Here is a 13894-nt window from a genome sequence, read left to right as displayed (position 1 = left end):
AGAGATTTGTTTATTTTAACAAGGTAGCGGATTGAATGATAACTGGTTTGACAGGCACATTTTGCATCATTTTAGCGTCACCAGTTTCTACCACTTTAATTTTTTCAACCACATCCATGCCTTTGATGACTTTACCAAATGGCGTATAGCCAGCAGTCATTGCCAGTGCGCGGGCGCGTCTTTCAGTGACAGTGCTGCCACGGTACTGGAATTCAACCGGGTCACCTTCAGGCAAGACTTGATGGTTCAGGAAATCATTGTCTTTGACATTGATGTAAAACTGAGCACTTGCAGAATTAGGGTCTTGTGTACGTGCCATGGCAACCACGCCCAGATCATTCTTCAGTCCATGGTCCAATGCTTCACGGGCTTCCAGCGGCACAGGTTTATTGGTTGGCTTCTCTTTCATATCCTTGTCGAAGCCGCCGCCCTGTATCATGAAGTTGTCTATAACACGATGGAAAATCGTCCCTTTGTAATGTCCGCTTTTGACATACTTGAGGAAGTTTTCCACGGTTTTGGGGGCTGCTTCAGGGTAGAGTTCAATGACGATTTCACCCATATTGGTTTTAAATGCCACTTTTGGTTGCCCTTCAGCAAAACTGAAGGCACTCGCCATCATCAGGCAAGTCCCCAGCAATATACTGCTTACCCCGGATTTTGAAATTTTCATATTCAGCATGCGTTATTGATGGTTGAATTAAAGTTTATAGTAAATGCTTCAAATTGTTTAGACCGTGGTCTCGTAAATGATGCGCCATCTGGCAGCTTCTTTCATCCAGTACTGACGCTTGCGGACTGCTGCCTTGGTTTTTCCATTTGTGGTTTCCTGGGTAAAGGTGCTGACGATAAGCTCATCTTTGCCTGGGTAACGGAAATGGGTGACATCTTTTAATTTAATAACAGGATTATGCCAGTTATCCCAGCTTTGCTGCTGCTTGGGGAACCAGGTATTGAGGTTGTCACCCTGGGTAGTCTTAAAATTGCGCGAATAATTGGTCAAAATGCGATTGGCATTCTGGCTTTCCATGTCCAAACGCCAGTCATCCACCAGCTTTTCTGCCTGGTTTCTATCCAGCATCCACTTATTGCGGCTGACGAACTCCAGTTGTTCACTGATGATCACCGGGGTTTTACCTATGTCCACCATGGCCGAGATTTTCAGGAAATCTGGATTTGTCAGCACCACGCATCCATCTGAGGCCAGCGGCGGGCGACTGAAGCTTTCGGGCGGCATGCCATGCAACCAGATACCAGAACCATTGCGACCATTAAATTTGTCCCATTCATTAGGATAGTTCAAGGGCAGGGCGCCGGGGCCATAAAAACTAGGTAATTTGGTGCCAGCAAGGCGGCTAGTGATGTAATACACGCCGATAGGCGTTTTTTGATCGCCTTCTTTGAGTTTGTTAATACCAAATTTACCCTGGCTCACGTAGAAATCATTGACCAGACGTGGTTGGCCAGCAGCATTTTCATACACGTACAGGCGCGATTTTTTAGCATCAACGACGATGGCTTGCTTTTGGTCATCGCGCAATTGCAAGATCGCCCTGGGAATAAGGTCGGGGTCAGGGCGCTCGCGGTAAGAACGTATGCGCACCGCTGCTTCATCCCGGAGGTCTTTCAGCTTGTCAGGTTGTGTCAAGGCGCCTACACCAAAATTGCGCACTGGACGGGTATGCATTAGCAGCAGGTCTCCCTGTATCAGGTGAGCTAATTGAAAATGTGGGTAGGCTTCAACCAGGGCATCGATCTTGTATTGCGCCTTTTGCAAATTATTGGCAGCCAGGCTCTTATAGACTTCTATGAGTAAGGCATCAGGGTCGGGCGCATTCGGATTAATTTCAGCAGGGGCGACTTTGTTGGGGCGTGACTTGGCAGTGGCGATGGCAGGGGAGTAGCCAAACGCCAGGCATGACAATGCAAGAATAGCAAAAAAGCGCGATTTCCCGGCTTTGCCAGCAGCCGGAGGATCAGAGTGGACTGCGAAAAACATTAGCTACCCGCGCGCTCCTGTTTGATCTGCCATTTGCCATCCTGCTTCACCATGTGCAAGGTCTTGCGGCTATTGGCGGTCAACTGGTCTGAGGTATAAATTTGCCGGAATTTCACGGTGGCAGTGTTGCCATCAACATCAATTTTGGCAGTTTCAATTTTGACGTTAATGCGGCCCTTGCCTTCTATGCGGTTGCGGCGCTCTTCTGCCCAAGCTTTATAAGGTTCGCCCTTCGGTGTCTGGAAATCTTTTGCATAATGGGCCAGATAGGCATTGGTATCTTTGTTGCTCCATGCTTTGGCCCAGTTTTCAACTGACTTCAGCACGTCTTCTTCCGCCTTGTCTGCTGTTGCGACAACGGGGGCGGGTTTGGCCTTGGGCTCAGGTTTGGCAGTTTCTGGTTCAGGCTTTGTCATGGCGACTGCACTTGCGCTGGCTTTGGTTACAGAAGCCACAGGTGTTGCTGCCGCCACAGTAGCTTTGGGATTGGTGCCGCCAGTAGTATTGCCAACCAGATTCTTAACCAGAGTAAGCTTCAATTTGGCTGTATTATTACCAGAATCGAGCTGCAATGCCTTGTCATAGGCCTGACTAGCCAGCTTGGCATAAACATCCCCAAGGTTTTCGTGGGCTGTACCATAAGTGGGGTTGGTCCTGATGGCCATTTCCAGCGCCGCACGTGCCTTGTCATACTGACCGGAGGAAGCGTACAGGACGGCCAGATTATTATATGGCTCGGGTAACTCTGGATAATCGTCGGTCAGTTTTGAGAAAACCGTGATGGCTTCCGCCGATTTATTCTGTTCTGTCAGTATCAGTCCCTTAAGGAAGCGCATCTGGGCATCCTTGGGGCGCTGTGCCAATGCGGCATCCACTTTCTGCATGGCTTCATTCACCTGGCCAGCCCTGAGTAATTTGCCAACATCGGCAGCTTCATCTGCACGCACATAAGCAGACATCAACAGCAGGGACAAACTGGAGAGAGTAAGTACATTCTTTAAAATGTGGCGCATGGTGTTCGGTCTTGGATTTATAGGAGTTTGGCAGAACATGTAAGCAGCAATGTTATACTGGCTATTAAGCAAAGCGCCATCTTATCAAATAAGTTGCCGACTATGGGTGTTTGACAAACAAACAGCATTTTACCTTCACTATATTTTTCAGTTTTGAATGAAACTGTGGTGTTCTGTGAATGAGGGATGGCAAAAATTTGTAGGGACGGGTGACCTCAAAACTAGTATTTATATACTGATTTTCATTGTTCTGATGCAAGCTAATAGCGGGGAACACTGGACAGCGAGGATAGTTTTGATATCTAATCTGGTCCGTCAGGACAAATTGTCCCACAAAAGCATACGAATTTTGCAAAAAAATCATCTAAATGGTTTGTTTGCACGCTTAGCATAGCGACACATTATTCAATTAAACATTGCGCCCGCGCCAGAATGAAATTGGATTTTTTTATCAACTCGTGTGATGTTAAGGAGGCACGATGACTAAAACGACATTTTTAAATTTTGAACAATCAATTGCAGAGCTGGAAACAAAAATAGAAGAATTGCGTTTTGTTCAGGATGATTCCGCAGTCGATATTTCTGAAGAAATAGATAGGCTGTCGAAGAAAAGCCAGATGTTAACTAAGGATATTTACGCCAAGTTGACCCCATGGCAAGTGTCGCAGATTTCCCGCCATCCCCAACGTCCATATACCATGGACTACATTAATCAGATGTTTACTGATTTCCATGAGTTGCATGGCGATCGTAGTTTTTCTGATGATCAATCCATCGTCGGTGGTCTGGCCAGGTTTAATGGGCAGGCATGTATGGTCATGGGTCATCAAAAAGGTCGTGACACCAAAGAGCGCGCTTTGCGCAACTTTGGCATGCCCAAGCCTGAAGGCTATCGTAAGGCCATGCGCCTGATGAAGCTGGCCGAGAAATTCGATATTCCCGTATTCACCTTTGTGGATACCACAGGTGCCTGGCCTGGTATAGATGCTGAAGAGCGCGGCCAGTCTGAAGCCATTGGTCACAATTTGTATGTCATGGCAGAGCTCAAAGTGCCGCTGATTACTACCATTATTGGTGAAGGCGGTTCTGGTGGCGCATTGGCGCTGGCAGTTGGCGACGCTGTATTGATGTTGCAATACGCAACCTATTCCGTGATTTCACCAGAAGGTTGTGCCTCCATCTTGTGGAAGACTTCTGATCGAGCATCAGATGCAGCAGAAGCGCTGGGCTTGACTGCCCACCGACTGAAGGCAATGGGTTTGATCGACAAGATCATCAATGAGCCTCTGGGTGGCGCTCATAGAGATCCCAAGCAGATGTGTGCCTTGGTCAAGCGCGCACTGGCAGATACCTTGCGTCAATTTCAGGGAGTGAAAACCAAGGACTTGCTGGCTGCCCGTCATGAAAAATTACTGAGCTACGGTAAGTTTAAGGAAACGAAACTTGCTGAATGAGGCCAGATCAACATTGCTCTAGTCTTGAGCAAACATTCTCAAAAAAACTCGATGCCATTATTGCTGATTTCTGTGAAGGAAAGCTGCAAAATGGCCTCGCTGTAGCTTTTAGCGGCGGTCTGGATTCCACAGTTTTGCTATCTCTGGCGATAAATTATTGCCGCCATAACAATATCCCTCTGTTTGCCTTTCATGTACACCACGGCTTGAGCCCTAATGCCGATGCTTGGCTGGATCACTGCCGTGCCAGCTGTGCTGCTGGTATCAACTTTCAATCTGAATGTATACAGGTTAGCCGCGACAGTGGTGATGGGGTGGAGGCGTCTGCACGCAAGGGGCGCTACCTGGCGTTGGGGCGCATGTCAAAAAATACCGGCATTCCATTAATCCTGGCTGCTCATCATCAGGATGATCAGGCCGAAACCCTGTTATTGCAGTTGTTAAGGGGGAGTGGCGTAGCTGGCATGTCGGGTATGGATGTTTGTCATCGTGCGCCCAATTTGTTCGGTCATGATGAAGTCATGCTGGGACGGCCGCTGCTGACAGAGAAACGAAGCACACTCGAAGCTTATGCGATTCAGCAAGGTTTAAGCTACATCGAAGATGAATCCAATACTGACCAGCGCTATCTGCGCAATGCCATACGCCACAGTGTGATGCCGGTGCTTGAGGGTTTGTCACCCGGCTATTCGGAGCGCATCGCACGTTCTGCTACCCATTTCCAGGCGGCACAAGACTTGCTGCTGGAAGTTGCTGAGCAGGATTTTGTCAGTTGCACGCATGATACTGGTCTGGTAATTGCGGCCATGCGCGCACTGAGTCCTGCGCGCAGGGACAATTTGTTCCGCTACTGGTTTTCCAGGACTGGTGTGCGCATGCCAACGACTTCGCGTTTGAAAGAGATGCAAAGCCAGTTGTTTGATGGACGTGAAGATGCGCGTATTACAGTGCAGCACGATACTATTGCCATACACCGCTATAAAGACACGGTCTATTTATCAGCGCAGCAAGCTGGAGTGGCAGAGGAGGGGCGTTTGCAGGAGTTTGTCTGGCAGGGGCAGGCACATATTCATTTCCCTGAGTTTGCTGGCAGCCTGCATTTTGACCAGAGTGATCATGGCCTTGAAGCGGCCTGGTTACAGTCGCAGGCGCTTTCCTTGCATTTGCGCAGGGGAGGGGAGCGATTGAAGCTGGCAGAAAACCGTTCGACCCGCGACATGAAGAGTCATTTCCAGTCCTTGCACATACCATTCTGGCAGAGGGAGCGTTTACCCTATGTTTCTATAGGCCAGGATTTACTGTTCGCTGCCGGCGTCGGCATGCAAAGCCGGTTTTGCCAGGCTATGCCGGGCGCATGTATTTCGCTGCGCTGGGTTTTTGATTAAATTAAGTATTGTCGTCTTATAGGAATATTCAATATGCGTAGGCAGCTAGTCCTCGATACCGAAACCACAGGTTTGAATGCGCGCAATGGCGACCGCATCATAGAAATTGGTTGTGTAGAATTAATTAACCGCAAACTGACTGGTAATAACTTTCATCGCTATATCAATCCCGAGCGTGATTCAGAAGAGGGCGCGCTGGCAGTCCATGGCTTAACTACTGAGTTCTTAAGTGATAAGCCCAAATTTGCTGAGGTGGCTGAGGAATTTTGCGCCTATATCAAGGGTGCGGAAATCATTATCCATAACGCACCTTTTGACGTCGGTTTTTTGAATGCAGAACTCGCGCGCCTGAATTTACCGGTGCTGACTGAATATTGTCCTGGCATTGTAGATACACTGGTTCAGGCAAAGGAATTGCATCCTGGCAAACGAAATTCTCTGGATGCACTTTGTACCCGCTATGAAATTTCAAATTCGCACCGCAAATTGCATGGCGCTTTGCTGGATGCTGAATTGCTGGCAGATGTTTTTCTGGCAATGTCGCGTGGGCAAAACAGTTTTGAGATCGATATTGAAGAAGATGACGCACCAAAAGTGCAGGAAGTCGTTGCTTTTGATGTGCCAGTTGGAGAGATCGCGGTTTTAATGGCAACAGCTGAAGAGATGGGCGAGCATGAAGCATTGTTGTCAGGCTTGGATAAGCAAATCAAAGATAAATGTATTTGGCACGCGACTGTGTAGGATGTAATGGCAAATATTGTGCTTATAGAAATGTATGAGATGCAATAAATGTAAGAATTAGTTGCTTTAATAGCCATTTGGAAAACTCAAAAAGGATCACCTGTTGCAAACGGGTGATTTTTTTTGAGTTTTTTTTGATCTCAACCCTAAAGTTTTCACAATTCGTTGCCGTTAGAAGGGTATGAAAATAAATCGAAAATATTTTTAAATTTTCCCTAAAGTTTTCTAAAGTGCTGCCGTTAATGATTATATGACGACGAAGTAAAAGACCATCTTTTGCATAAGCTGTTGTTTTCATTGATATTTTTTGAATTGGCTAATTTTGCTGATCCGAAAAAATAAAAATCTGTTTTCTACGAAATTTCATTTTGTAGATGTCTAAATGTGCCTGTAGGATATTTTCCTACGGCATGTCTTCGTTTTATTCTCGGTTTAAATACAGAATTCCGCTTATACAGTCGCCTTTCACCAGCCTGCACAATGTATCTCACTGGCAACGCAAACATGCCACCGATAACAAACTGGAGGGTGAGAAAATGACGCAGAACGATATGATGGCCGAGATTCGGGATGCCAATTTGAGTTATTTGATGTTGGCACAGCAAATGATTCGCGCTGACAAGGCGACCGCTATTTTCCGTTTGGGTATTGGTAAAGAAATTGCAGACCTGATCGAGGGTTTGAATAATGCTCAGATTTTGAAATTGGCTGGATCCAATATGATGTTGGCGCGCTTCCGGTTCGAGGATAGTTCCATTTTGTGTATGTTGACAAATTACAACAAGGAGCGCGCCCTTGCGCATTCCCATGCTGCGATTTTGATGGCTGGTCAGCCAGTTGAAGAAATCCATTAATTTGTCGAGCGTTTACATCAAGGTGGATGGAGAATAATCATGGCTAGCAAAAGCGTAGTAAACGAAGCTCACGAAATTCAATTGGCAATTGAACTGGTTAATCTGGGTGCCAGATTGCAATTGCTAGAGTCTGAGACATCCTTGTCGCGTGAGCGCCTGCTGAAAATCTACAAGGAATTGAAGGGCGTCTCGCCGCCGAAAGGTATGCTGCCTTTTTCTACGGACTGGTTTATTACCTGGCAGCCAAATATTCATTCTTCCCTGTTCATGAATATCCATAAATATCTGCGTGAGCATGCTGGTGTGGATGGTATTGATGCTGTCATCAAGTCGTATCGCCTGTATCTGGAGCAGATGCCAGTGCCAACTGGTGAGGAGCCAGTATTATCTTTGACACGGGCTTGGACTCTGGTGCGCTTCTTTGAGGGTAAAATGCTGAGTTTTGCAAAATGTTGCAAATGCAGCGGGCAATTTGTTGCGCACAGCCTGGATTTGCATGATGATTATGCTTGTGGTTTATGCCACGTCCCATCACGGGCAGGTAAAACAAAAAAAGCAAAAGATGCGGAGGCCGCGTTGGAGATGGTGGCTTAAAATTCAGGAGGAGCCTTGGAGGTAGTAGCGTCAAAAACCCGCAAAGGTAAGCTCCTCCCGACTAACGGAGTTTTTTCTTCGCCTGTATTTCTTGCTCTAAGCTTACAGTTACTCGCTTTTATCTTTTCTTATTTACTGTATGCAGCCGACAGGTGGCAATTCGGTGGCGTACTCTCCCCCTATGTTTTGCTTGCTATTCATGCGAGCGTCGCCGCAAGCCTCAGTTTCTTACTCGGTATGAGTTGGTGGTGGTGGCTAATACAATTTGCTTTCCCTTTTGCGCTTGTCGTCTCCTTGGTTTTTCAACTGCACCCAGGATTCAGTTTGTTCGTCTTTTTATTGCTGGTATTGTTGTTTTGGTCAACTTACCGCACTCAAGTCCCATATTTTCCTTCCAAATCCAGTTTGTTGCCGTGTATTCTTGAGCAACTACCTGCGCGCAGTGATTTGCGTTTTATTGACATAGGTAGTGGTTTTGGAGGAGTGTCCATCAGCCTGGCAAAAATGCGGCCTGAACAATCATTCTTTGGCGTAGAGGTGGCACCTATTCCCTGGCTGGTAAGCTGGTTCAGAGCTGCGATGTTAGGTAAAAAACTGCGGTTTTACTTATTGGATTATCAGGAGTTGGATTTTGCCGACTTTGATGTGGTTTTTGCTTATCTGTCTCCAGTGGCCATGCCAGCGCTGTGGGAAAAGATCAGGTCAGAAATGAAGCCAGATGCGATATTCATGAGTTATGAATTTAAAGTGCCTGGTGTCGAAGCGGATTTAATTATAAAAAGCAATCCGAATGACCCCGATCTCTATGTCTGGCGCATATAATGAACATAGTGAAATGTATTCCTGAAGCAATATTTAACCTTCCATTTCTGGTGAATGTTTCGGGTCTGAGGTAGTGTAGTCGATATTATAAAAAATCCTCTCTAAGGAGTAAAAGCTCGTGTTAGTTATCGTCGGCTATATCGTCGTATTGGGCTCAGTCTTTGGTGGCTTTGTCATGTCTGGTGGGCATATTGCAGTGTTGTTTCAGCCTCTGGAATTATTGATGATAGGTGGTGCGGCTGTTGGCGCTTCTCTGGTCGGTAACAATGCAAAAACCTTGAAGTCTACTATGAAGGCGCTTCCTGGCGTGCTGAAAGGTTCCAAATATACAAAGTCATTGTATATGGAACTCATGACCATGCTGTTCGATGTTCTTACCAAGGTGCGCAAAGAAGGCCTGATGTCCATAGAGGGCGATATTGAGCGCCCTGAAGAAAGTCCACTTTTTAGTAAATATCCTGCAATTGTCCACGATCATCATATGATGGAGTTTGTAGGGGATTATTTGCGTCTGATGGTTTCAGGAAATATGGATGCCTTTCAAATCGAGAATTTGATGGACAATGAGCTTGAGACGCATCACCACGAAGGTGCTGTGCCCGCCCATTTTATTGCCAAACTGGGCGATGGTCTGCCCGCCTTTGGTATCGTGGCTGCTGTAATGGGGGTAGTGCATACCATGGAGTCTGTGGGCATTCCACCCTCTGAATTAGGTATCCTGATTGCACATGCCCTGGTCGGTACTTTCCTGGGTATTTTGCTAGCCTACGGTTTCGTTGGTCCTCTGGCGGGCTTGATGGAGCAGCAACTTGATGAATCGTCCAAGACATTTCAATGCATTAAGGTGACCTTGCTGGCCAGTTTGAATGGTTATGCACCAGCTTTGGCTGTAGAGTTTGGCCGGAAAGTATTGTATTCAACCGAGAGGCCGACGTTCTCAGAGTTGGAAGAGCATATTAAGCAATCTAAATCTAAATAATAAAAACTGGATTGGTGATGGCAAGCGAAGAACTAAGACCAATTATCGTCAAACGCATCAAGAAGGTGGCTGGTGGCCATCACGGTGGTGCCTGGAAGATCGCTTATGCCGACTTTGTAACAGCGATGATGGCGTTTTTCTTGTTGATGTGGTTATTAGGTTCGACTGCCAAGGGTAACCTGAACGGGATCGCTGAGTATTTTCAAACTCCTTTGAAGGTGGCGATGGCTGGTGGTGATGGTAGTGGCGATAGCTCCAGTGTCATCAAGGGTGGTGGTAAGGACTTGAGCGCACGTGAAGGGCAAAATCGCAAGGGTGAGATAGATGCCCAGAAAAAAACCTACAATTTGCAAGCGGCTGAAGCAGCTCTGGCAAAAGTCGAAGCAGAACGCTTGAAGGGGCTGAAGACCAAGATTGAGGCAGCGATAGAGTCCAACCCAACTTTGAAACAGTACAAGAAGCAGTTGTTGCTGGATATTACAACCGATGGCTTGCGTATCCAGATGGTAGATGAACAAAACCGTCCCATGTTCGCCTCTGCCAAGGCAGATTTGCAGCCCTATACCAGAGAAATTTTGCATGAAATCGGCAAGGCTTTGAATGATGTTCCGAACCGCATCAGTTTGTCAGGTCATACTGATGCAGCACCCTATGGCAGTGGAGAGCGTGGTTATAGTAATTGGGAGTTGTCGGCTGACCGTGCCAATGCTTCTAGAAGAGAATTGATTTACGGTGGTATGGATGAAACCAAGGTCTTGCGGGTTGTTGGGCTGTCTTCTTCGGTGTTGTTTGATAAGCAGGAGCCCTTGAATCCCATCAACCGCAGAATCAGCATCATCGTCATGAATAAAAAAGCGGAGGAATCTGCGTCGCAGGATGGTGGCTCTATTGAAGTTGCAAATCAGTCTGACTCAAGCGCGGAAATTTCAGTCAAGCCTTGACGGTATCAAGACGTAGCATCATTAAGTCAAAATGCATAGATAGGATGCTTAAGATGTCCAAAAAGAAACTGTTGGGTTCTCAGGTTAAGCAACTTTTATCAGGTGTGTCTGATCATGGAAATGCACATTTGCTGGAGGTTGAGACCGACCTTGCGCAAACAACCATACTCTTGGGCGAGGCAATAGAAAAGCTGGGAGTCAGCTTTATGGCCCTGCATGCAGCCATTTCGAGTGAGCAGGAAGAAATCAATTTAATCGTTAGTTCTGGTAGTGTTTCTGATGAAAGCGTATTGCGTCTCAAGGTGATACAGGAAGATATTGCCAGGCATATCAGTTCAGCCGTGACCAGCTTGCAATTTCAGGATTTGACCAGTCAGTTGATTTCAAGAACTCTGCAGAGGTGCGAAGGTTTGCGGGAGGTCTTGGGCACTTTGGGAGTGGTAGGTAATGATATTGAACACGACGGTGAATCAGATGAATTGACGGCCTTGCTGCGTGAGACTACCGTCCGTCTGGAGAAGCAAAGTGCGGATCTGAAAAATTTGTTACGTAAAGCTGTGCATCAGAAGCATCTGGATAGTGGTGACATCGAGTTATTTTAAATCAAGTGGCGGTTTGCAGAAGCTGTCTACAATTCGTATAACGGAGTAATTATGGCCAAGACAATTTTAGCTGTGGATGATTCTGGCTCCTTGAGGCAGATGGTGGCATTCAGTTTGAAAGCCGCAGGATATCAGGTGATTGAAGCAGTTGATGGCCAGGATGGACTGGAAAAAGCACGCAATCAGGTCGTTGATCTGGTATTGACCGATCAAAACATGCCACGCATGGATGGCCTGACGTTGATCAAGTCACTACGTGGATTGCCATCGTATGCACGGGTGCCCATCTTGATGCTGACAACCGAATCCAGCGATGATATGAAGGCAAAAGGTAGGGCCGCTGGTGCCAATGGCTGGCTGGTGAAGCCTTTCGATCCCCAAAAACTGACTGAAGTAGTGAAAAAAGTGATTGGCTGAATTAATGGCCTGAAGTCTGGGCAAACAAATGTAAATCACGGAGTTTAATAATGACGATTGACATGAGTCAGTTTTTCCAGGTTTTTTTCGACGAGGCGGAAGAGCTTCTTGCCGAGAAGGAAAAATTGTTACTTGCCGTCGATATCTCTTCACCAGATCCTGAGGATCTGAATGCCATTTTTCGTGCCGCTCACTCCATCAAGGGGGGCGCCTCGACCTTTGGTTTGACAGATATGACGGAAGTGACTCATATACTGGAGTCACTGCTCGATAAAATTCGCAAGGGTGAAATGGCGCTGACTGCAGAGCATGTAGATGCTTTCCTCATCGCTAAAGATATTTTGAAGATGCAACTCGACGGGCATAAATTAGGTACGCCTGTTGACCAGGATGCAGTCGCTGACGTCAGGATGTTGTTGCAATCACTGTCGCAAGATGCGGTACCAATTGCGACTCCCATGGCCAGTTTTGCCAGTCGCAGTCCAGAACTTGACGATGCTGACGTGGTTTATAAAACTGCCTTCAAAATTGAATTGCCGGATGTCTCTGAATCAGATGCTGCTGCGATCATGTCAGAGTTGGGATTACTCGGTTCCATATCCAGATTGGATAATAATGGCAGCAATGTCGTCCTGGCATTACGAACTAGTGAAAGCAAAGATGACATTATTTCGATTTGCTCTTTCATTCTGAATCCAGACACACTCAAAATAACAGAAGAGCAGATCACCAACTTGCCGGTAAAGAAAACCCAGTCCAGCGACGATGACTTGGGCTACGGTTTTTTTGAACCTCTGGATGCCATGTTTCCTCCTGAGGAAAGCAAAGCAGATGCTGAAAAAAATGCAGACGCGGTAACTCCTGAAAAATCAGCGCCGATTACTGAGAAAAAAATGGAGAAGCCTGCGGCTTCCCAAGAGTCCTCTACGATACGGGTTGGCATAGAAAAAGTAGATCAACTGATCAATCTGATCGGCGAATTGGTCATTACCCAGGCCATGTTGGAGCAGCGTACCCAGGACTTGGATCCGATTGCCAATGAACGCTTGCTGAGCAGCGTGGCACACCTGACCAGAAATACCCGCGATTTGCAAGAAGCAGTCATGTCCATACGCATGATGCCCATGGACTATGTATTTTCGCGTTTTCCACGCATGGTCAGGGACTTGGCGACAAAATTGGGCAAGAAAGTTGAATTTGTCACTTATGGCGCCTCGACAGAGTTGGATAAGGGTTTGATTGAGCGTATTGTCGATCCACTGACACATCTGGTTAGAAATAGTATCGACCATGGCATAGAAATGCCTGCTACCAGGGCGCAGAAAGGTAAAAGTGAAACGGGTAAATTGTCCCTGTCTGCGGTACATCAGGGCGGGAATATTGTAATTGAAGTCAGTGATGACGGTGGCGGTTTGCATAGGGATAAAATCCTCGCCAAGGCAAGGCAAAATGGTTTGGCTGTTTCTGATGCCATGAGCGACAGTGAAGTCTGGCTCTTGATCTTTGCGCCTGGTTTTTCAACTGCAGAAACAGTGACCGACGTGTCCGGTCGCGGTGTTGGTATGGATGTGGTTAAGCGCAATATTGCCGCCATGGGTGGTGTCGTCGACATTCGCTCAGCCAAGGGTTATGGTACGACGATCACGATATCATTGCCTTTGACACTGGCGATTCTGGATGGCATGTCGATCAAGTTTGGTAATGAGATTTATATTTTACCTCTGGGCTTCGTCATGGAGTCTCTGCAGCCAGCCAGGGCCGATATAAAAGAAATCAGTGGCAAGGGCAGGGTGGTAAAGGTGCGTGATGAATACCTTCCATTGGTGCCTTTGTACGAGTATTTCGATATTCAGCCCAAATATACAGATCCATCTGATGGCATCGTCGTGATTGTAGAAGTGGATGGAAAAAAAGCCGCGCTATTTGTCGACGATCTGGTTGGGCAGCAGCAAGTAGTGGTTAAAAATATAGAATCAAATTACAAGAAAGTCCCTGGCATCTCAGGAGCAACTATTCTGGGTGATGGTGGTGTTGCACTTATTTTGGATGTCGCTGCCGTTTTGCGCACTGCGCGATGAAGATTGAATTAGAAA

The 13894-nt window shown here is 46.8% G+C and carries 15 protein-coding genes; 11 read left to right on the top strand and 4 right to left on the bottom strand.

Annotated features, from left to right (window positions below; all coding sequences use genetic code 11):
• Positions 1 to 10: 10 nt before the first annotated feature.
• From ACO0LC_RS05645 to ACO0LC_RS05635, 3 genes are read right to left on the bottom strand one after another with little or no spacing between them, the layout of a single operon-like run.
• Positions 11 to 682, bottom strand: a complete 672-nt coding sequence (locus tag ACO0LC_RS05645; RefSeq protein WP_423001476.1) for a peptidylprolyl isomerase — start codon at positions 680 to 682, stop codon at positions 11 to 13.
• 48 nt (positions 683 to 730) lie between these two features.
• Positions 731 to 1999 carry a L,D-transpeptidase family protein gene (locus ACO0LC_RS05640; RefSeq protein WP_423001474.1) on the bottom strand — a complete coding sequence of 423 codons (1269 nt, stop codon included), beginning with the start codon at positions 1997 to 1999 and terminating at the stop codon, positions 731 to 733.
• Positions 1999 to 3012, bottom strand: a complete 1014-nt coding sequence (locus tag ACO0LC_RS05635; RefSeq protein ID WP_423001471.1) for a L,D-transpeptidase Cds6 family protein — start codon at positions 3010 to 3012, stop codon at positions 1999 to 2001. Before ACO0LC_RS05635 ends, ACO0LC_RS05640 begins: the two co-directional genes overlap by 1 nt.
• 479 nt (positions 3013 to 3491) lie before the next feature.
• Here ACO0LC_RS05635 and ACO0LC_RS05630 point away from each other — a divergent pair, with 479 nt between their 5' ends.
• From ACO0LC_RS05630 to dnaQ, 3 genes are read left to right on the top strand one after another with little or no spacing between them, the layout of a single operon-like run.
• Positions 3492 to 4466, top strand: a complete 975-nt coding sequence (locus ACO0LC_RS05630; protein ID WP_422637547.1) for an acetyl-CoA carboxylase carboxyltransferase subunit alpha — start codon at positions 3492 to 3494, stop codon at positions 4464 to 4466.
• The gene (gene tilS, locus ACO0LC_RS05625; RefSeq protein WP_423001468.1) at positions 4463 to 5851 is read left to right on the top strand and encodes a tRNA lysidine(34) synthetase TilS; all 1389 of its coding nucleotides are present in this window, start codon (positions 4463 to 4465) and stop codon (positions 5849 to 5851) included. The genes ACO0LC_RS05630 and tilS overlap by 4 nt, the downstream gene beginning before the upstream one ends.
• Before the next feature lie 33 nt (positions 5852 to 5884).
• A complete protein-coding gene (gene dnaQ, locus ACO0LC_RS05620; protein WP_423001466.1) occupies positions 5885 to 6592 on the top strand; it encodes a DNA polymerase III subunit epsilon in 708 nt (235 codons plus the stop codon).
• Between the two features lie 22 nt (positions 6593 to 6614).
• On the opposite strand, the gene ACO0LC_RS05615 is transcribed toward dnaQ, so the two are convergent.
• Positions 6615 to 6890 (bottom strand): hypothetical protein, encoded by a 276-nt coding sequence (locus ACO0LC_RS05615; RefSeq protein WP_423001464.1) that lies wholly within the window; start codon positions 6888 to 6890, stop codon positions 6615 to 6617.
• Between the two features lie 238 nt (positions 6891 to 7128).
• On the opposite strand from ACO0LC_RS05615, the gene flhD reads away from it, so the two are divergent.
• From flhD to cheA, 8 genes are all read left to right on the top strand, one after another.
• Positions 7129 to 7446 (top strand): flagellar transcriptional regulator FlhD, encoded by a 318-nt coding sequence (flhD, locus tag ACO0LC_RS05610; protein WP_110254236.1) that lies wholly within the window; start codon positions 7129 to 7131, stop codon positions 7444 to 7446.
• A 39-nt stretch (positions 7447 to 7485) separates the two neighbouring features.
• Complete coding sequence (flhC, locus tag ACO0LC_RS05605) at positions 7486 to 8040, top strand: flagellar transcriptional regulator FlhC (RefSeq protein WP_423001462.1); 555 nt, start codon at positions 7486 to 7488, stop codon at positions 8038 to 8040.
• A 15-nt stretch (positions 8041 to 8055) separates the two neighbouring features.
• On the top strand, positions 8056 to 8862 hold the full coding sequence (locus ACO0LC_RS05600) for an SAM-dependent methyltransferase (protein WP_423001460.1): 807 nt from the start codon (positions 8056 to 8058) through the stop codon (positions 8860 to 8862).
• A gap of 118 nt (positions 8863 to 8980) precedes the next feature.
• Positions 8981 to 9841, top strand: coding sequence for a flagellar motor stator protein MotA (gene motA, locus ACO0LC_RS05595; RefSeq protein ID WP_423001458.1), 861 nt, complete (start codon positions 8981 to 8983; stop codon positions 9839 to 9841).
• 17 nt (positions 9842 to 9858) lie between these two features.
• Positions 9859 to 10782: a flagellar motor protein MotB gene (gene motB / locus ACO0LC_RS05590; protein ID WP_423001456.1), complete on the top strand. Its 924-nt coding sequence runs from the start codon at positions 9859 to 9861 to the stop codon at positions 10780 to 10782.
• 53 nt (positions 10783 to 10835) lie between these two features.
• Positions 10836 to 11384, top strand: coding sequence for a chemotaxis protein (locus ACO0LC_RS05585; RefSeq protein WP_423001454.1), 549 nt, complete (start codon positions 10836 to 10838; stop codon positions 11382 to 11384).
• A 51-nt stretch (positions 11385 to 11435) separates the two neighbouring features.
• Positions 11436 to 11801 carry a response regulator gene (locus ACO0LC_RS05580; protein WP_110253733.1) on the top strand — a complete coding sequence of 122 codons (366 nt, stop codon included), beginning with the start codon at positions 11436 to 11438 and terminating at the stop codon, positions 11799 to 11801.
• 50 nt (positions 11802 to 11851) lie between these two features.
• Entirely contained in the window at positions 11852 to 13879 is a 2028-nt protein-coding gene (gene cheA / locus ACO0LC_RS05575) for a chemotaxis protein CheA (protein ID WP_423001452.1), read from the top strand.
• Positions 13880 to 13894: the final 15 nt, after the last annotated feature.

The sequence above is a fragment of the Undibacterium sp. JH2W genome, from assembly GCF_049340425.1.
Taxonomy (GTDB): Bacteria; Pseudomonadota; Gammaproteobacteria; order Burkholderiales; family Burkholderiaceae_D; genus Undibacterium.
This window is presented reverse-complemented; position numbering and strand designations above follow the sequence as displayed.

Coding starts and splice junctions, on each gene's coding strand:
- motB (WP_423001456.1), top strand. CDS start 9,859: ATGGCAAGCGAAGAACTAAGACCAATTATCGTCAAACGCATCAAGAAG.
- ACO0LC_RS05645 (WP_423001476.1), bottom strand. CDS start 682: ATGCTGAATATGAAAATTTCAAAATCCGGGGTAAGCAGTATATTGCTG.
- cheA (WP_423001452.1), top strand. CDS start 11,852: ATGACGATTGACATGAGTCAGTTTTTCCAGGTTTTTTTCGACGAGGCG.
- ACO0LC_RS05585 (WP_423001454.1), top strand. CDS start 10,836: ATGTCCAAAAAGAAACTGTTGGGTTCTCAGGTTAAGCAACTTTTATCA.
- flhD (WP_110254236.1), top strand. CDS start 7,129: ATGACGCAGAACGATATGATGGCCGAGATTCGGGATGCCAATTTGAGT.
- ACO0LC_RS05635 (WP_423001471.1), bottom strand. CDS start 3,012: ATGCGCCACATTTTAAAGAATGTACTTACTCTCTCCAGTTTGTCCCTG.
- flhC (WP_423001462.1), top strand. CDS start 7,486: ATGGCTAGCAAAAGCGTAGTAAACGAAGCTCACGAAATTCAATTGGCA.
- tilS (WP_423001468.1), top strand. CDS start 4,463: ATGAGGCCAGATCAACATTGCTCTAGTCTTGAGCAAACATTCTCAAAA.
- ACO0LC_RS05580 (WP_110253733.1), top strand. CDS start 11,436: ATGGCCAAGACAATTTTAGCTGTGGATGATTCTGGCTCCTTGAGGCAG.
- dnaQ (WP_423001466.1), top strand. CDS start 5,885: ATGCGTAGGCAGCTAGTCCTCGATACCGAAACCACAGGTTTGAATGCG.
- ACO0LC_RS05630 (WP_422637547.1), top strand. CDS start 3,492: ATGACTAAAACGACATTTTTAAATTTTGAACAATCAATTGCAGAGCTG.
- ACO0LC_RS05615 (WP_423001464.1), bottom strand. CDS start 6,890: ATGAAAACAACAGCTTATGCAAAAGATGGTCTTTTACTTCGTCGTCAT.
- ACO0LC_RS05640 (WP_423001474.1), bottom strand. CDS start 1,999: ATGTTTTTCGCAGTCCACTCTGATCCTCCGGCTGCTGGCAAAGCCGGG.